The 17,763-nt window shown below is 67.6% G+C and carries 13 protein-coding genes; 6 read left to right on the top strand and 7 right to left on the bottom strand.

Annotation, left to right across the window (positions count from 1 at the left end; all coding sequences use genetic code 11):
* Positions 1 to 96 precede the first annotated feature (96 nt).
* From secD to ACFRAH_RS10215, 3 genes are all read left to right on the top strand, one after another.
* The gene (gene secD, locus ACFRAH_RS10225; protein WP_377990776.1) at positions 97 to 1,854 is read left to right on the top strand and encodes a protein translocase subunit SecD; all 1,758 of its coding nucleotides are present in this window, start codon (positions 97 to 99) and stop codon (positions 1,852 to 1,854) included.
* Positions 1,854 to 2,870: a protein translocase subunit SecF gene (gene secF / locus ACFRAH_RS10220; protein WP_377990775.1), complete on the top strand. Its 1,017-nt coding sequence runs from the start codon at positions 1,854 to 1,856 to the stop codon at positions 2,868 to 2,870. The genes secD and secF overlap by 1 nt, the downstream gene beginning before the upstream one ends.
* 178 nt (positions 2,871 to 3,048) lie before the next feature.
* Entirely contained in the window at positions 3,049 to 5,442 is a 2,394-nt protein-coding gene (locus ACFRAH_RS10215) for a RelA/SpoT family protein (RefSeq protein WP_377990873.1), read from the top strand.
* Here ACFRAH_RS10215 and ACFRAH_RS10210 read toward each other — a convergent pair.
* The 3 genes from ACFRAH_RS10210 to ACFRAH_RS10200 all read right to left on the bottom strand — a co-directional run bounded on the left by ACFRAH_RS10210 (position 5,323) and on the right by ACFRAH_RS10200 (position 8,620).
* A complete protein-coding gene (locus ACFRAH_RS10210; protein ID WP_377990774.1) occupies positions 5,323 to 6,051 on the bottom strand; it encodes a hypothetical protein in 729 nt (242 codons plus the stop codon). The two genes, ACFRAH_RS10215 and ACFRAH_RS10210, sit on opposite strands and share 120 nt — an antisense overlap.
* 87 nt (positions 6,052 to 6,138) lie before the next feature.
* Positions 6,139 to 7,728, bottom strand: a complete 1,590-nt coding sequence (locus ACFRAH_RS10205) for a DUF349 domain-containing protein (RefSeq protein WP_377990773.1) — start codon at positions 7,726 to 7,728, stop codon at positions 6,139 to 6,141.
* Between the two features lie 73 nt (positions 7,729 to 7,801).
* The gene (locus ACFRAH_RS10200) at positions 7,802 to 8,620 is read right to left on the bottom strand and encodes a peptidylprolyl isomerase (RefSeq protein WP_377990772.1); all 819 of its coding nucleotides are present in this window, start codon (positions 8,618 to 8,620) and stop codon (positions 7,802 to 7,804) included.
* A 262-nt stretch (positions 8,621 to 8,882) separates the two neighbouring features.
* Here ACFRAH_RS10200 and hisS point away from each other — a divergent pair, with 262 nt between their 5' ends.
* Positions 8,883 to 10,235 carry a histidine--tRNA ligase gene (hisS, locus tag ACFRAH_RS10195; RefSeq protein ID WP_377990771.1) on the top strand — a complete coding sequence of 451 codons (1,353 nt, stop codon included), beginning with the start codon at positions 8,883 to 8,885 and terminating at the stop codon, positions 10,233 to 10,235.
* Positions 10,236 to 10,252: 17 nt separating this feature from the next.
* Here the strand turns inward: hisS and ACFRAH_RS10190 are convergent, their stop codons facing one another.
* Complete coding sequence (locus tag ACFRAH_RS10190; RefSeq protein WP_377990770.1) at positions 10,253 to 11,530, bottom strand: APC family permease; 1,278 nt, start codon at positions 11,528 to 11,530, stop codon at positions 10,253 to 10,255.
* A 99-nt stretch (positions 11,531 to 11,629) separates the two neighbouring features.
* Between ACFRAH_RS10190 and aspS the strand changes: the two genes are divergently transcribed.
* Complete coding sequence (gene aspS / locus ACFRAH_RS10185; RefSeq protein WP_377990769.1) at positions 11,630 to 13,423, top strand: aspartate--tRNA ligase; 1,794 nt, start codon at positions 11,630 to 11,632, stop codon at positions 13,421 to 13,423.
* A 108-nt stretch (positions 13,424 to 13,531) separates the two neighbouring features.
* Positions 13,532 to 14,344: a GNAT family N-acetyltransferase gene (locus ACFRAH_RS10180; protein WP_377990768.1), complete on the top strand. Its 813-nt coding sequence runs from the start codon at positions 13,532 to 13,534 to the stop codon at positions 14,342 to 14,344.
* A 12-nt stretch (positions 14,345 to 14,356) separates the two neighbouring features.
* On the opposite strand, the gene ACFRAH_RS10175 is transcribed toward ACFRAH_RS10180, so the two are convergent.
* The 3 genes from ACFRAH_RS10175 to ACFRAH_RS10165 are packed head-to-tail and all read right to left on the bottom strand — an operon-like array spanning position 14,357 to position 17,748.
* Positions 14,357 to 15,739, bottom strand: a complete 1,383-nt coding sequence (locus ACFRAH_RS10175) for an MFS transporter (protein WP_377990767.1) — start codon at positions 15,737 to 15,739, stop codon at positions 14,357 to 14,359.
* Positions 15,740 to 15,749: 10 nt separating this feature from the next.
* On the bottom strand, positions 15,750 to 16,079 hold the full coding sequence (locus ACFRAH_RS10170; RefSeq protein WP_377990766.1) for a Dabb family protein: 330 nt from the start codon (positions 16,077 to 16,079) through the stop codon (positions 15,750 to 15,752).
* A gap of 1 nt (position 16,080) precedes the next feature.
* Positions 16,081 to 17,748, bottom strand: a complete 1,668-nt coding sequence (locus tag ACFRAH_RS10165) for an FAD-dependent oxidoreductase (RefSeq protein WP_377990765.1) — start codon at positions 17,746 to 17,748, stop codon at positions 16,081 to 16,083.
* Positions 17,749 to 17,763: the final 15 nt, after the last annotated feature.

The following is a 17,763-nucleotide window of genomic DNA, read 5'->3' as shown; positions in this document are numbered from 1 at the left end:
GCCGCTTCCGCACAGTACAGCTGTCTACGGCTGCGGAGCCGCCGGATGCAACATTCTCGCTCCGGCGGCCCTCCGCAATTAATAGAAAGATAGGCAATGGCACGAACTGGCCGCAATAAACCATCCCTTCGGGTGCTGGTCTGGCTTGGCGTAATCCTGGCTGCCATGACGGCCGTCCTCGCGGGCGGCACGATGTCCGGGGTGGCCAGCTGGAGCCCGAAGCTTGCCCTGGACCTGGAGGGCGGCACCCAGATGATCCTGGCACCCAAGGTTGAGGGTGCCTCGGACATCAACGAGGAGCAGCTGAACCAGGCGGTGGCCATCATCCGCCAGCGTGTGGACGGCTCCGGTGTGGCCGAGGCCGAGATCAGCACGCAGTCCGGCCGCAACGTGGTGGTGAGCCTTCCCGGCACCCCGTCCACGGAGACCCGCAACCTCATCCAGGCCTCCGCGGACATGAACTTCCGCCCCGTCCTGGTCACGGGCGCAGGCGCAGCGGTACCCGCCGCGCAGCGGACACCCGCTGCCCAGCTGCCGAAGCCGACGGCCAAGCCGACGAACGCCAGCGATTCGAACTGGATCACCGCGGACATCCAGAAGCAGTTCGAAGCGCTCGACTGTGACAACCCGGCCCAGGACAAGCAGGAACGTTCCGACCCGGCCAAGCCGCTGGTCACGTGCGAGCCTGCCACAGACCAGACCCCGGCCATCAAGTACATCCTCGGACCCGTCGAGGTTAAGGGCGTGGAGATCCAGGGCTCGACGTTCCAGCTGCAGCAGGGCGCCCAGGGTGCCGTCACCAATGAATGGGCTGTGAACATCCAGTTCAACGCGGAGGGCACGGCCAAGTTCAAGACGGTCACCGAACGCCTCAACCAGTTCTACGTTGCCGCCGGCGGTGAGACCGGCGCCGACCCCAAGTCGCAGTTCGCCATCGTCCTGGACGACCAGGTCATTTCCGCCCCGCGGTCCCAGGCCGTGATCACCGACGGCCGCCCGCAGATCACCGGCGGCTTCACGGAGAAGTCCGCCAAGGCGCTGTCCGACCAGCTGCGGTTCGGTGCCCTGCCCATCAGCTTCGACATCCAGAGCGAGCAGCAGATCTCGGCCACCCTTGGCGGCGAGCAGCTCCGGATGGGTCTGCTCGCGGGCCTGATCGGCCTGCTGCTGGTGGTTGTCTACTCGCTGTTCCAGTACCGCGCGCTCGGTTTTGTCACCATTTTCTCGCTCGTGGTGGCGGGTGCGCTCACCTACCTTGCCATTGCCATTCTCGGCTGGACCGAAAACTACCGGCTGTCCCTCGCCGGCGTCGCCGGCCTCATCGTGGCCATTGGCCAGACAGCTGACTCGTTCATCGTCTACTTCGAACGCATCCGCGATGAGCTCCGCGAAGGCCGTGGCCTGGTGTCGGCAGTGGAGAACGGCTGGAAGCGGGCCAAGCGGACTGTGCTGGCGTCCAAGGCGGTCAACCTCCTGGCCGCACTTGTGCTGTACTTCGTGGCCGTGGGCAACGTGCGGGGCTTTGCCTTCACGCTGGGCCTGACCGCCATCGCCGACCTCATCGTGGTGTTCATGTTCACCCACCCGACCCTGCAGCAGCTGGCCAGGACCCGGTTCTTCGGCGAAGGCCACAGGTTCTCCGGCCTTGACCCGGAGCGCCTCGGCGCGGTTCCGCTCTACCGCGGCGCCGGCAGGCTCCGCAGTCCCGAGGACAAGCCGTCAGTGGTGCGCGCCAAGAACACCGGTGCCGCGGCTGAGGCTGAGCGCCGGATGACCATCGCTGAACGCCGCCGCGCGGAGCAGCAGGAGCAGCTCGCCGGTTCCTCCAAGGGCCCGGCCAAGGAGGGCAAGTAATGTCCAGTTTCGCGAAATTCGGTAACGAGCTCTACACGGGCCAGCGTTCCTACGACTTCGTCGGCGCCAAGAAAATCTGGTTCATCGTGGCCGCCGTCGCGGTTGCGCTGTCCATCCTGATTCCGGCTGTCAAGGGCGGTTTCAACCTGGGCATCGAGTTCCGTGGCGGTTCCGAGTTCACGGTATCCAACGTCAAGACCACCGAATCATCAGTGGGCGAGAAGGCGGTCCACGACGTCGTTCCCGGCAGCGTTCCGCGCGTCGCGAACGTCGCCGGCACCACCATGCGGATCCAGACGGACAAGCTCTCCGACAACGAGACCCTCAAGATCAAGGAAGGCCTCACCAAGGCCTACGGCGTCACCGACAACGAGGTGACCTCCACTTTCGTGGGACCCACCTGGGGCGCCGACGTGACCAAGCAGGCCCTGATCGGCCTCGTGGTCTTCGTGGCCCTGGCGACAGTCCTGATGGCCCTGTACTTCCGGACCTGGAAGATGTCGCTCTCGGCCATCATCGGCATGCTGGTCACGATGTTCATCACCGCCGGTGTCTACGCCCTCAGCGATTTCGAGGTCACGCCGTCGGCGATCATCGGCTTCCTTACGGTGCTCAGCTATTCGCTGTATGACACCGTGGTGGTGTTCGACAAGATCCGTGAGAACACGGCCGACATCGACTCCTCCACGCGCCGTACCTTCGCCGAGGAAGTCAACCTGGCAGTCAACCAGACGCTGGTCCGGTCCATCAACACCATGATGGTTGCCATCCTTCCGGTCGGTGCGATCCTGTTCATCGGGGCCGGGCTGCTGGGTGCCGGAACCCTGCGCGACCTTTCGCTTGCCCTGTTCGTCGGGATCCTGATCGGCACGGCGGCGACGATCTTCATTGCTGCGCCGATGTATGCCTGGCTGCGCCAGGGCGAGGCGCCGCTGGTCAAGCAGGCGCAGCGCGTGAAGCAGCGCCGCGCGGATGTTGCTGCCAAGGCTGCCGCTAACGAGCCGGCGAAAGCCTAAACACACCGCACCAGACCGGATGCCGTCACCGCGACGGCGTCCGGTCTTGCGTTAAGCGCGCTTTTGTCTCGCCGGCCCGCCGGGAGCCGGACGGGAACCCGGTGATGGACGCGGTTATCGGTCGGGTGCGGAGCGGGAATACACTGGGATAATTAAACGGGTCGTGAGGGGTACTTCATTGGAAGAAGGTTCGACGACGGCGCCAACGGCAGCCGGAGGCAACGGTCCGGGCCAGGCACAGCAGACTGGTCTGGTGGCAGGCGGGCGCCCGGGACCGGGCGTGCCCGTGGACAGCTCCGGTGTCCGGCCCACATTCCCGGGCCGGCGTGAGCGCACCAGGTCCCGTTTGGCGCGGCTGACGGGACGAAGCACGGCGACCTACTCGCCCATCCTGGAGCCGCTGCTGCGGACGGTGCGGGCGAACAACCCCAAGGAAGACTTCGACCTCATCCAGCGCGCGTTCGTGGTCGCGGAGCAAAGCCACCGCGGCCAGAAGCGCAAGAGCGGTGACCCGTACATCACGCACCCCGTCGCCGTCGCGACCATCCTCGCCGAGCTGGGACTCAGCGGCACCACGCTCGCGGCGGCGCTGCTCCATGACACCGTGGAGGACACGCCGTACACCCTTGAGGACCTCCGGGCCGACTTCGGTTCCGAAGTGGCCATGCTGGTTGACGGCGTCACCAAACTGGACAAAGTCAGCTTCGGCGAGGCTGCCCAGTCCGAGACCGTCCGCAAGATGGTCGTGGCCATGGCCAAGGACATCCGCGTCCTGATGATCAAACTTGCGGACAGGCTGCACAATGCACGCACCTGGCGGTTCGTCTCGGCGGAGTCGTCGGCCCGCAAGGCCCGGGAAACGCTCGAAATCTTCGCGCCGCTGGCACACCGGCTGGGCATGAACACCATCAAGTGGGAGCTCGAGGACCTGTCCTTCGCGGCGCTCTACCCCAAGGTGTACGAGGAAATCGTGCGCATGGTGGGCGACCGCACCCCGGAGCGCGAGAAGAGCCTCAGCGTGATCCGCAACCAGATCGCCGACGATCTGCGCACGGCACGGATCAAGGCCACGATCACCGGCCGGCCCAAGCACTATTACTCGATCTACCAAAAGATGATCGTCCGGGACAAGGACTTCGACGACATCAACGACCTCATGGGCGTCCGGGTCCTGGTGGACTCGGTCCGCGACTGTTACGCGGCCCTGGGCACCCTGCATTCGCGCTGGAACCCGCTGCCGGGCCGGTTCAAGGACTACATCGCGATGCCGAAGTTCAACATGTACCAGTCCCTTCACACCACGGTTATCGGCCCCGGCGGCAAGCCGGTTGAAATCCAGATCCGCACGCACGAGATGCACCGCCGCGCCGAGTACGGCGTGGCAGCGCACTGGAAGTACAAGGACCAGCCGAACCGGACGGCCACCGGGCCCGGCAGCCCGCGCGACGGCGACATGGGCTGGCTGCGTTCCCTCGTGGACTGGCAGCAGGAGACCTCCGACCCCGGCGAGTTCCTAGACTCCCTCCGGTTCGAGATCAACGCCCGCGAAGTGTTCGTGTTCACGCCCAAGGGCGAGGTCATGGCGCTGCCCGCCGGATCGACTCCGGTGGACTTTGCCTATGCGGTGCACACCGAGGTGGGCCACCGCACCATTGGGGCCCGGGTCAACGGCAAGCTCGTCCCGCTGAACAGCGAGCTCAACCATGGCGACTGGGTGGAGATCTTCACCTCGAAGGCCGAAGGCGCCGGCCCCAGCCAGGACTGGCAGCACTTCGTCAAGAGCGCCCGGGCACGCAACAAGATCCGGCAGTGGTTCAGCAAGGAACGCCGCGAAGAGGCGATCGACCGCGGCAAGGAGCTGCTGACCCGCGCCATGCGCAAGCAGAACCTGCCGCTGCAGCGCCTGATGACCCACGACGCGCTGGCTGCTGTGGCCGAGGACTTCAAATACGTGGACATTGCCGGGCTGTACGCCGGCGTGGGCGACGGACACACTTCGGCGCAGTCCGTCATGGAGAAACTCGTCGAGAGCCTGGGCGGCAACGAAACGCCCGACGACGACCTCACCGAAGTCAGCATCCCCACCCAAGTCAGCAAGGCCCGGTTCTCGGACTCCGGCGTGGTGGTCCGCGGCGTCGGCGACGTCTGGGTGAAGCTGGCCCGCTGCTGCACCCCCGTCCCGCCGGACCCGATCCTCGGCTTCGTGACGCGCGGCTCGGGCGTGTCGGTGCACCGGACGGACTGCACCAACGTGGCCGGACTCAAGGACCAGCCCGACCGCATTGTCGACGTCGACTGGGCGCCGACACAGTCGAGCGTTTTCCTCGTGGAGATCCAGGTGGAGGCGCTGGACCGGAAGTCCCTGCTGTCCGACGTGACGCGGGTGCTGTCCGACAACCACGTGAACATCCTCGCGGCCAGCGTCCACACGTCCACCGACCGCGTGGCCATCTCAAAGTTTGCCTTCGAGATGGGGGACCCGAAGTATCTCAGCCACGTGCTCAGCGCTGTGCGGAGGATCGACGGGGTGTTCGACGTCTACCGGACCACGGGCAACCGCCGGAGAGGCTAGCAGCGCGAGCTTCTCCAGGGCCGCATTCTTGTGCGGCAGGCGGGGCATCGCCTCGACCGCCAGGACCAGGAGCCGGAGCCTGACGTCGAGTTCGGGCTTCTCCAGCAGCAGCCGCAACGCGGGAACTGCCCGCTCGGCGTCCACATGCAGGGCGATGTCCAGTGCTGTCCGGAGCGGACTCGATACCATCAGGCCGCCCAGGCTCACGACGTCGAACGGTCCCAGCCGGACCTCGTGGAGTGTGCAGCCCCGGGTGTTGCGAAGGCTGGAGATCCGGCGTTTGGCGTCCACCAGCAGGGCCAGCCGGTCCGGTTCACGGGCACAGCCATAAATCCAGGCCGCCGTCATCCGTCCCGCCACCACCCGCCGGCGGACCGGTGCCGGCACCCCGTAGGCGGCGGCCCGTGCCCGCAGCTGCGGGGAGGCCGCAGCCCCGGGAACGGTGTAGCCGTGCTGGTAGAGCTGCGTCAGCACACCGTCGGCCGCCATCGACTGAAGTTCGGGCCACGTGAACGGCAACCCCGGCGAATAGAGCTCCAGCAGGTGTACGGGGGAGTCCGGCGGGGAATCTGCTCCCTGGGAAACGGGAGCCTGGGAGAACGGTGCCATTCCGTCATCCTGCCGGACTTGGCATCAACGGGTAAGGCCCCGCCCCGGCTATGTGGATAACCGGAACGGGGCCTGTACTGGCGGTGCCTAGGAGAGTTCGCTCGCCGAACGCTGGATCTGGTCCAGCCACGCCTGGCGGGCTTCCAGGGCTTCCCTGGCCGCCTTGATCTTGCGCTGGTCGCCGGCCTTCTCTGCCTCGGCCAGGTCATCCTTCAGCCCGGCGATGGCGGATTCAAGCTGGCTCAGGGCGCTGTTGGTGCGGGCCTTGGTCTCCGGGTTGGAGCGCTGCCACTTCTCGTCCTCGGCCTGGCGGACTGCATCCTCGATGCGCCGCAGGCCGGCCTCGATCCGGCCCATGTCCGCACGCGGGACCTTGCCTGCCTCTTCCCAACGGTCGTGGATGGCCTGCAGGGCCTTCTTGGCAGCGGCGATGTCCTTGACCGGAAGGATGCCGGAGGCCTCCTCGAGGAGGGCTTCCTTGACCTTGAGGTTGGCCGCGTATTCCTGGTCGATCTCGTCATTGGCGGCCTGGCGGGAGCTGAAGAAGACGTCCTGCGCGGCGCGGAACCGGGCCCACAGGGCATCGTCATCCTTGCGGCTGGCACGCGGGGATGCCTTCCACTCGTCCATCAGCCGGCGGTATTCCCCGGCGGCGAAGCCCCAGTCCGTCGAGGACGACAGGCCCTCGGCCTCGGCAATCAGCTTCTCCTTGGCGGCCTTGGCCGCCGAGTTGTTGCTGTCCAGCTGGGAGAAGTAGGCGCGGCGATGCCGGTCGAAGACGGTCCGGGCGGCGCGGAAACGCTTCCACAGTGCGTCCTCGTTGCTGCGTCCCAGCCGTACGCCGCTCTTCTGCGCGGCCTTCCAGCTCTCAAACAGCTCGTTCATCCGCGCGCTGGACGTTTTCCACTGAACCTGGGCCGGGTCCGTGCCGGAGATCGCTTCGGCCTCGGCCACGATGGCCTCGCGGGCGGCCAGTTCGGCGGCGCGGACGGCGTCGTGCTGGGCCTTTTCCGCCTTCTCAAGCTCGGTGATCTGCGTGGAGAGGGTGTCCAGGCGGCCCTCAGCGGAACGGATGTCACCCACCATGTTCCGCTCGGCGAGCTGCTCTCGCAGGTGCGTCACGGTCTTCTGCATGTCAGTGGTGGGTGCCTTCGAGGCCACACGCTGTTCCAGCAGCACAACCTGGGCGACGACGTCGTCATACTTCCGAGCGAAGTAGGCCAGGGCCTCGTCATTGCTGACGTCCGGGTACTGCCCGACCGGGTGTTCTTCGCCGTCGATGGTCAGGAACACGTGGCCGTCGCCCTCAACGCGGCCCCAGCGGGCGGCTTCGGCCAGCGAGGTGGCGGGCGGTGCCTGCACCGGTGTCACGGTGGCAGCCGGACCGGCCTTGGGCCGGGCAGCAAACGCTGCGGGCGTGGGCGCGGGCCGGGGTGCCGGCGTGGGACGCGGTGACGGTGCGGATTTTTCCTCCGCAGCCTCCGGCTCCGGGCTGGGGGCTTCCTGTGCCGCTTCTTCGGGCTGTGCCGCCTCTTCAGGCTGGGCGGCGGCCGCTGGCTCGCCCGCCTGCGCAGGCTCGGCTGCGTCCACGGACTGTGCTCCATCCACAGATTCGGGGGAAGCCTGGACCTCGGTCACTTCGGCTGCTGTTTCGTCGGATTTCTGACTGTCTGTCACCGCTAAAAGTCTTTCGCTTGGAGGAAAATACTCGTTCATAAGTCGCCCGTGGCCGCTGGCGCCGCAGGGGTTCCTACTTCAGAGAAAACGAGTCTATCGTGACTGCTTGCGCAGGCGCGCCGTCTGTGGCACTTTGGCCGGTCTTAAGACCGGCAGCCGCAATCTTCGTTACGACGTCCAGGCCTGAGGTCACCTTGCCCACGACGGTGTAGCCGCCGGCGGAGTCGGCCGGGATGACGGTGTCCTTGTACACGATGAAGAACTGCGTGCCGTTGCCGTAGGCGTTGTTGCCGGTGCGGGCCACCGCGATTGTGCCGGCCGGGTACTTGTTGTCCGCCGGCGTGTTCTCCAGCGGCCCCCACGTGTAATTGGGGTCGCTCTGGCCGTCGCCGGTCTTGGAGCCGCACTGCAGGACGCCGAAGTTCTCGGCGGTGGTGAGCCGGTGGCAGCTGACGCCCTTGTAGTAGCCCTCGCCGGCCAGGGACTTGAACACCGCGGCTGCCTGCGGGGCCTTGGTGCCGTCCAGCTGCACGCCCAGCGTGCCGCTGTTCAGCTTCAGTGAGCCCGTGAACGTCTTGCCGGCCGCCGTCGCAGGCTTGGGGATGTTCGCGGCGTTGGTCTGCGCGGCCGTCGGAGTGGCGGACGCAGAAGGGGCGGCGGACGGCGTGGCCAGGCCCGCCTCGGCGGCGGCGAATTCCTCTTCGGTCGGGTTCCCGGCGAATACTGTCAGTTGAAGCACGACGGCGAGCAGCACCGCCGCGGCCCCCGCACCTCCCGCTACCAGATTGTCCCGCTTGCGGCGATTCTCCTGGTCACGTCGAAGCTCGCGTTTGGCTTCCATCTGCTGGATGCGCCGCTTGGCTTCGCGTGTTTCGCGTGGACTGGCCGCCACGGGTCCTCCTCATCGATCGGACTGCCGGGCCGGGCAAGCCCCTGAAGGCACCCCCGGCAGCAGATTGGAACTGCGGCAGCCCGCCAGAGCCCGGCCCGCCGCATTAGAGATGCAGGCGCCGAAAGCATAAACTGACTGCCGCACATAAGTTTATGCAGAAGAGGCTGGACTCCCGCCGTTGCCGCCGCCGTTTGATTTAAATGGCGACGCGGAACAGAGCGCAGCGACCCCGGCCTTCGTTTACCTGAGGAGAAACTCCACCATGGCACGCACCGCCTCCCTGTCCGGTTTCCCCGAGTGGCTTCCCGAGGAGCGGCTGGTGGAGCAGCATGTCCTGGACTCGCTGCGGCGCACCTTTGAGCTGCACGGCTTCACCTCGATTGAGACCCGCGCCGTGGAAACCGTGGGGCAGCTGCTCCGCAAGGGCGAGATCGACAAAGAGGTGTACGGCCTGAGCCGGCTGCAGGATGAGGAGGGCGAGGAAGCCAAGGGCAAGCACGACCCGCACGCCCTCGCCCTGCACTTCGACCTGACCGTGCCCTTCGCCCGGTACGTCGTGGAAAACGCCGGCTACCTGGCATTCCCCTTCCGCCGCTACCAGATCCAGAAGGTCTGGCGCGGCGAGCGCCCCCAGGAAGGCCGGGCCCGGGAGTTCACGCAGGCGGACATTGACGTGGTGGGCGACGGCGAGCTGCCCTTCCGCTACGACGTCGAGATTGCGCTGGTCATCGCCGAGGCCCTGGGTGCCCTCCCGATTCCGGAGTTCCGGCTGCGGATCAACAACAGGAAGCTCGCCGAGGGCTTCTACCGCGGCATCGGCCTGACCGACACCGCCGGAGTGCTGCGCAGCATCGACAAGCTGGAAAAGATCGGCCCGGACAAGGTGGCCGAGCTGCTCAAATCCGAGCTCGGCGCCACCGACGAGCAGGCGCAGGCCGCCCTGAAACTGGCCAGCATCCGGACCGAGGACACATCCTTCGTGGCGCAGGTCCGCTCGCTCGGTGTGAGCGACGACCTCCTCGAGGAGGGCCTGAACGAACTCGAACAGGTGATCGAAGCTGCCGTAAAGCGGGTTCCGGGCAAGGTCGTGGCCGACCTGAGCATCGCCCGCGGACTGGACTACTACACCGGCACCGTCGTGGAAACCGTCCTGGTGGGCCACGAGCAGCTCGGCTCGATCTGCTCCGGTGGCCGCTACGACGCCCTCGCCAGCAAGGGCAACCGGAAGTTCCCCGGCGTCGGGCTGTCCATCGGCGTGACCCGCCTCGTCTCGCGCATCCTCAGCCAGGATCTGGCCAAAGCTTCGCGTTCCGTGCCCACGGCGGTGTTCGTGGCGCTCACCTCGGACGAGAGCTGGGGAGAGGCCCAGGATGTGGCCACGGAGCTGCGCAGCCGCGGCATCGCCGCGGAAGTTGCCGCCAAGGCGGAGAAGTTCGGCAAGCAGATCAAGTTCGCGGACCGGCGCGGCATCCCCTTCGTCTGGTTCACGGATGAGGACGGCAAGCACCAGGTGAAGGACATCCGCTCCGGCGAGCAGGTAGACGCTGATCCGGCGACGTGGACGCCGTCGGTCGAGGACATCAATGTCCAGGTCATCGCCGCACCCGCTTCCTGAGCTGCCGGCTTCCTGAGTTAACCCAACCGGCGCTTCCGCGCGCGAAGCACAACAGCGCGCCCGGCCAGTCCGGCGGCCATGACAGCCGCCATGCCGAGTGCCGACGCCGCCGGCAGCGTGAACGCCAGGACCAGGCACCCCGCCAGCCCGGCTGCGTTGAGCCACCTGGGCGCGTGCCGGGGCCGGTCCTGCAGCGTGAACGCGGCGGCGTTCGTCACCGCGTAGTAAAGCAGGACGCCGAAGCTGGAAAAGCCGACCACTGTCAGCACGTCGGTGGTCAGCAGCAACAAAACGACGACGGCGGCCACCGCCAGTTCGGCGGTTACCGGCACCGGATGGCGCCCGCCCGCCCGGGCCAGCGGGCTGGGCAAATCGCGCTCCCGGGCCATCGCCATGGCCGTGCGCCCTACGCCGGTGATGAGGGCCAGCAGTGCACCGAGCGCGGCGGCGGCGGCACCCGCCTGGACAACCGGTGCTCCGGCGGCCAGGCCGGACTGCTTCACGGCGTCGAGCAGCGGCGCCGGGGAGGAGGCAAGGACGTCCACGGGAAGATGTGCCAGCAGCAGCGCCCCCAGCCCCAGGTAGATCACCAGGGCGCCGGCCAGGGCGCCGAGGACCGCGCGCGGAATGACCCGCGCAGGGTCCTTGACCTCCTCGCCGAGGGTGGCAATGCGGGCGTAACCGGCAAAGGCGAAGAACACCAGGCCCGCGGCGGGCAGGACGCCCCATGCGCTTCCCGGCCCAGACACGGCGTTACCGGCCTGCCCCGGCACGGCCCCGCCGTCGGACACGTGCGGTCCCAGGATGCTCGCGGTCGCCACGAAGGCAAGGGTCGCCAGCACCACGGCCAGCAGGATGCGCGTCAGGAAGGCGGTTCGGGTGATGCCCAGCAGGTTCACACCGGTCAGTGCCGCGACTGCGGCGACGGCCACGGGAGTGGCGAAACCCGGTGCAACGTACTGGCCGAAGGTCAGGGCCATGGCCGCGCAGGAGGCCGACTTGCCGGTGACAAAGCCCCAGCCCGCAAGGAAGCCGGGCCACTCGCCGAGTTGCCTCCGGCCGTAGACGTAGGTGCCGCCGCTTTGCGGGTACTTTGCCGCGAGCTGGGCTGAGGCGACGGCATTGCAGTACGCCACGGCCCCGGCCAGGGTAATGGCCACGAGAAGCAGGTTTCCGGCCAGCCGGGCCGCCGGGGCGAAGACGACAAAAACGCCGGCGCCGAGCATCGATCCGAGGCCGATGGCTGTTGCATCGGCCACACCCAGCCTTCGTTGCAGCTGCTGGTGCTTGGTCATGGCAGGGCAGGAACCTTTCAAACGGGTAAACTCGGACGGGATCGTTTCCGCAACGATCGTATTTAAACTTCATTCTGTCTTCCTTCTGAAAGGAATGCTGTGCTGCGCACACATGACCTCGGATCCCTCCGTTCCGAGCACATTGGACAAACCGTAACCCTGGCAGGCTGGGTTGGCCGCCGTCGTGATCACGGTGGTGTCGCATTCGTCGATCTGCGCGACGCCTCGGGCGTGGCGCAGGTGGTGGTCCGCGAGGAAGAGGTCTTCCACGGGCTGCGCAACGAATACGTGCTGCAGGTGACCGGAACGGTCTCCAAGCGCCCGGAAGGCAACGAGAACCCTGCCCTGGCCACGGGCGAGGTGGAGGTCATGGCGGACAAGGTGGTCATCCTCAACACCGCCGACGCGCTGCCCTTCCAGATCGACGAGCACGTCGAGGTCGGCGAGGAGGCCCGGCTCAAGCACCGCTACCTGGACCTGCGCCGTCCCGGCCCCAGCCGCAACATCCGCCTCCGGTCCGAGGCCAACCGCGTGGCCCGCGACCTGCTGCACGAAGAGGGCTTCGTCGAAATCGAGACGCCGACGCTGACGCGTTCGACGCCGGAAGGCGCCCGCGACTTCCTGGTCCCCGCCCGCCTGGCGCCGGGTTCCTGGTACGCGCTGCCGCAGTCGCCGCAGCTGTTCAAGCAGCTCCTGCAGGTGGGCGGCTTCGAGAAGTACTACCAGATCGCCCGCTGCTACCGCGACGAGGACTTCCGCGCCGACCGCCAGCCCGAGTTCACCCAGCTTGACATCGAGGCCAGCTTCGTTGAGCAGGACGACATCATCCGGATCGGCGAAAACATCGTGAAGGCCGTCTGGAACCTGATCGACGTCGAAATCCCGACGCCGATCCAGCGCATCACGTACGCCGACGCCATGGCCCGCTACGGCTCGGACAAGCCCGACCTGCGCTTCGGCCAGGAACTGACCGAGCTGACCGAGTTCTTCAAGGACACCAACTTCGGTGTCTTCAAGGCACCCTACGTCGGCGCCGTCGTCATGCCCGGCGGTGCCTCGCAGGCCCGCCGCGCACTCGATGCCTGGCAGGAATGGGCCAAGCAGCGCGGCGCCAAGGGCCTGGCCTACGTCCTCTACAAGGAGGACGGCGAGCTCGCGGGTCCCGTGGCCAAGAACCTCACCGAGACCGAGCGCGCCGGTCTGGCCGACGCCGTGGGCGCCAAGCCGGGCGACTGCATCTTCTTCGCCGCCGGCGAGAAGACCCCGTCCCGGGCCCTGCTGGGCGCTGCCCGCGTTGAGATCGGGCACCGCACCGGCCTGATCGACCCGAACGCCTGGGCCTTCTGCTGGGTGGTTGACGCACCCATGTTCGAACCTGCAGCCGCCGCGGTCGCGTCGGGCGATGTGGCCGTCGGCGCCGGGCAGTGGACCGCCGTGCACCACGCTTTCACCTCGCCGAAGCCCGAGTTCCTGGACACCTTTGACCAGGACCCGGAGTCCGCGCTCTCCTACGCCTACGATATCGTCTGCAACGGCAACGAGATCGGCGGCGGATCGATCCGTATCCACGAGCGGGACGTCCAGGAGCGCGTCTTCGAGCTCATGGGCCTGGACAAGGCCGATGCCCAGACGAAGTTCGGCTTCCTGCTGGAGGGCTTCAAGTTCGGTGCCCCGCCGCACGGCGGCATCGCGTTCGGCTGGGACCGTGTGGTGGCACTGCTCGCCGGAGTCGACTCCATCCGCGACGTCATCGCCTTCCCGAAGTCCGGCGGCGGGCACGACCCGCTGACCGACGCTCCGGCGCCCATCACCTCGCAGCAGCGCAAGGAGGCCGGCGTCGACTTCAAGCCCGAGGCCAAGAAGCCCGAAGCCAAGAAGGCCGAAGAGAGCTAGGCCGGAGTTGGCCGCATAGGCTGACGCAAAGCTTAACCGGGAGCAGGAGGCTCCCCGGATCTGGACTGCAGATACCGGGGGGCCTCCTGCCGTAGATGAAGGAGTGCCATGGGGGATACCGGGCTGCCCGATGTGGAAGCCGCCATGGATGCGGCATGGCCGGCACCGGACCGCGGGCTGTCCGGCGGCTGGGTGCTTCGCGCCGCCGCCGGTGTGACCCAGCGTGCGAATTCCATCTGGCCGCGGTCGGAGCCTGCGGGAACGCCGGAGGAGCGGCTCGCTGCGCTCCGCGACGCCCGGGCCTGGTACCGCGGCCGCCGGCTGCCGGTGATCTTCCAGGTCTTCGACACTCCCGGCAGCTCCGCCCTGAACGCCGTCCTGGACGAGGAAGGGTTCACCCGGCAATCCGAGACGCTGATCATGGTGCGTGGAGCTGATATGGTCCCAGAGGCCGGCGGGGATTCCCCGGCGGCGCGTGCCGGCGTCGAAATCACAGAGGTTCCCTCGGCGGAATGGCTGGAACTGTGGTGGTCCGTGGATGGCCGCGGCGGCCCCGCGGAGCTGGAAACCGCTAGTGCCATCCTTACAGGGTGCCCGGCCCTGTACGCCCTGGTGAGGGACGACGGCGGCCGGCCGGTCGCCGTCGGACGCCTTGCCGTTGTTACGGGCGGGACAGTTGTTAGCTGGGGCGGGCTGTACTGCATGGCCACCAGGCCCGATGCCCGGCGCCGGGGCCATGCCACGCGGATTCAGCAGGCGCTGTTCCAAGCCGGTGCGGCGCGGGGGCTGGCCGGCTACTGGCTGCTGGTGATGGCGTCAAACACTGCCGCCCGGGAGCTGTACTCCCGGGCAGGGTTCCGTGAAGTGTCCCGTTACTACTACCGGCAGGAGCGGCCGAAGCGGCACCTGACTGGCTGCTGACGCGCCGGATGTTTAACGGTGCTGGAAGGCGGGTTGCTGCGCTTCGGCCTCCCGCCGGCGTGCAATGCCTTCCAGGTATGGCGCGCCGAGCTCCCCGATGGGTGTGCCGGCAGTTTCCCGGGACCAGAACGCGGATCCTGCGGCGATGAGCATGCAGACGGTGCCGAAGACGGCCACCGGCACCCAGCCCCAGGTTCCGGGGCCCAGCAGGAGCCCCGCGATCATCGGGCCAAAGCCGGCGAGGACCAGGCCGAACTGGTTGCCCAGGGCCATGCCGGAGTAGCGGACGGGCGCCGCGAACTGCTCGGCGAAGAACGCCGGCCAGACGCCGTTGAAGCCCGAGTACAGCACCGTCGTGTTCAGGAATGCGGCAAGGAAAACCAGCACGATGTTCCCGGAGGAGAGCGCCAGGAAGTACAGGAAGATCGTGGCCGAGCAGCCGATCGCGGCGGTCAGCAGGAGGGGCCGGCGCCCGATCCGGTCGGACAGCCTGGCCGCGAGCGGCATGGCGAACATGGACAGGCCGATGGCCACGGCGTTGACGGTCAATATGGCGCCCCGGTCGAATCCGGCGCCGGCCGTGGCGTAGGCGAGTCCGAATACCGTGAAGATGGTCTGCATCACGGACATGATGGACATTCCCGCCACCCGAAGCACGTCCGCGGCCTGGAAGCGGAGCACTTCCTTGATCGGCATCGGGGCCACCTGGCGGCGTTCATGGGCCTCCTCGAACACCGGCGTTTCGTCCAGGTGCGTGCGCACCCAGTAGGCGATGGCCAGCACCACGATGGACAGCCAGAACGGGATGCGCCAGCCCCAGCCCATCATGGCGTCCCGGGGCAGCGACGTGACGGGGATGAAGACCAGCGTGGCCAGCACCATGCCGGAGGCGTACCCCGTCATCACGAAGCTGGTGAAGAACCCGCGCCTGCCTTCGGGCGAGTGCTCCAGCGTCAGGGTGGAAGCACCGGCCGATTCCGCGCCGGCCGAGAAGCCCTGCGCCAGCCGGCCCGCCACCAGCAGGATGGGCGCCCAGACGCCGAGCTGGTCGTACGTGGGCAGGAAGCCGATGCCCAGGGACGCCAGGCCCATGATGCCGAGGGTCAGCAGCAGGATCCTCTTGCGTCCCAGCTTGTCGCCGAAGTGGCCCATCACCAGGCCGCCGACGGGCCTGGCCACGTACGCGACGCCGAACGTGGCGAAGGCGCCGATCAGGCCGATGGCGGGGTCCGCGGACGGGAAGAACAGGTGGGGGAACACGAGGGCTGCGGCGGTGCCGTAGATGAAGAAGTCGTAGTACTCCAGCGTGCTGCCGAGGAAGGATGCCAGGGCGGCCTTGCGGGGAGTCTTGCGCGGAACCTGAAGCGGAGCCTGGGGTGATGGGGAAGTGGTCACGGGAATCTCCTTAAGACTGCGGTGTCTCAATGGGGGCCGGGATGGTGTCCGGGAGGTGGAAGTCCACTGCGAGGATCTGCCGGCTGTTGGGGAACGAGTACGCCTTCAGCGGCTCGTGCAGGGGGTGCGTGTTGTACACGGCGATGTCCTCGACGCTGTCGAAGTCGGCCACGATGGCGTAGTCGAAGGAGCGTTCGGTGTTGAGGACGTCCGGGCCGTGGCTGAGGCTGAGCATGCCGGGGATCTTTCCGGCCATGTTGTTGAGTCCGTCAATCCAGGCCTGCCGGTCGGCAGGCGGGAAGCCGGGCTTGAATTTGAAGAGCACGGTGTGGCGGATCATTTCAGGCACCGGCCTCGACAAGCTCGGCCACTGTGGACGTGTACTCAGGGGACTGGCCGGCCAGCATGCGTCCGGCGAGGTACCCCATGGTCATGATGGGACCAAGGGTGGCGCCGGCGCCGGGGTAACCCGCCGCGTAGGCGTTTTCCGTGGTGTTGCCGGCCGCGAACAGGCCCGGGATGGGGCGGTTGTCGACGTCGAGCACGCGGGCCGAGCCGTCGGTGGCCACGCCGCCGTTGGTGCCGAAAGCGCCGTTCACCACCTCCAGCGCGTAGAACGGTCCGGACTCGAGCGGGCCCAGCGAGGGGTTAGGCCATGGGCAGCCGTCATCGCCCCAGTACTTGTCATAGGCGCTTTCGCCACGGCCGAAGTCCGGGTCCTCACCCTGGACTGCGTACTGGTTGAAGCGGGCCACGGTGGCTTCCAGGTTTTCCGCCGGAACGTTGATTTTCGCGGCGAGTTCGGCCAGCGTGGGCGCCTCGATGAGGTAGCCGGGCGTCGGCTGGCCTGCGCGGTGGGCCAGGATGCCGTACCGCTCAAGGTAGCCGTGGTCCACGATCACGTGCGCCGGGGTGTTCAGCGTGCGGTTGGCGGCGGAGTCCCAGGACTGCAGGCTGCGGGCGAGGTCGTTGTAGTTCTGCGACTCGTTGGCGAAGCGGCGGCCGTGGCGGTTCACCATGATGGACCCCGGGCCCTGCCGTTCGAACCGCAGCAGCGTGCCCACCGGCTGGCCGTCACGGGTGTCGCCGGTGACGGACATCGGCGCCCACCAGGCTTCGCGCGTGCCGCGGGTCTGGCCGCCGATACGCTGCGACATCCGCAGCCCGTCGCCGGTGTTCGAGGGCGGCGAGCACATCGTGTACAGCCGGGACGCGAGCATCGAGTCGGCGAGGGCTTTGTCCCATTCGAAGCCGCCGGTGGCCAGCACCACGCCGTCGCGGGCATGGAACGCTTCACCGCTTTCCAGTTCGACGCCGGTCACCCGGCCGCCGTCGGCCAGCAGGCGGTGTCCGCGCGCCCCGGTGACCAGGGCGGCTCCGTCTCGGACCAGGCTGGCGAGCAGCATGGAAACCAGCGCCTGCCCCTTGGCAACGAGACCCTCGTCCTGTCGCCCGGCCAGGTCATCCCACGGGAACTTGGTGAAGGCGCCCCACTCCTCGTATTCCTGCATGGTGAAGGGGGCGCGGCCGTCACTGCGCACGTGCTCCCGCAGGCCGCCCAGCGCTTCGGCGCTGTTGAACAGCTCGGGCTCCACAGTCCGGCCGCCCGCCACGGCCCCGGGCAGGTCCTGCCGGTAGTCGGGGAAGTTGTTGAGGAAGATGAAGCGGACGCCGCACTCGTCCTCGACGAAACGGAGCATCTGGTCGCCGTAATTCAGCGCCGCGTCCAGCAGTTCCTCGCGGCCCCTTCCGCGGGCGACGGCCCGCACGTACTCGGCGGCTGCAGCCTTCGAATCGGAGACTCCGGCCTTCCGTGCATGGTGGTTGTCCGCCACCCACAGCATGCCGCCGGACACAGCGGACGTTCCGCCGAGCAGTCCGCTTTTTTCAAGCACGACGACGGACTTGCCGGCGCGGGCGGCGGTGGCCGCCGCAGTCAGTGCCCCCGCACCGGAACCAACGACGACGACGTCGTAACTGTCCGCGGGGGTGCCGTTGACGAATTTCATGGGGTGTTGCCTTTC

Origin of the sequence: Arthrobacter sp. NPDC056727 (assembly GCF_042790555.1) — a bacterium.
In the GTDB taxonomy this organism is placed as follows: Bacteria; Actinomycetota; Actinomycetes; order Actinomycetales; family Micrococcaceae; genus Arthrobacter.
Note: the sequence above shows the minus strand (reverse complement) of the source record. Positions and strands in the feature narration are given on the sequence as shown.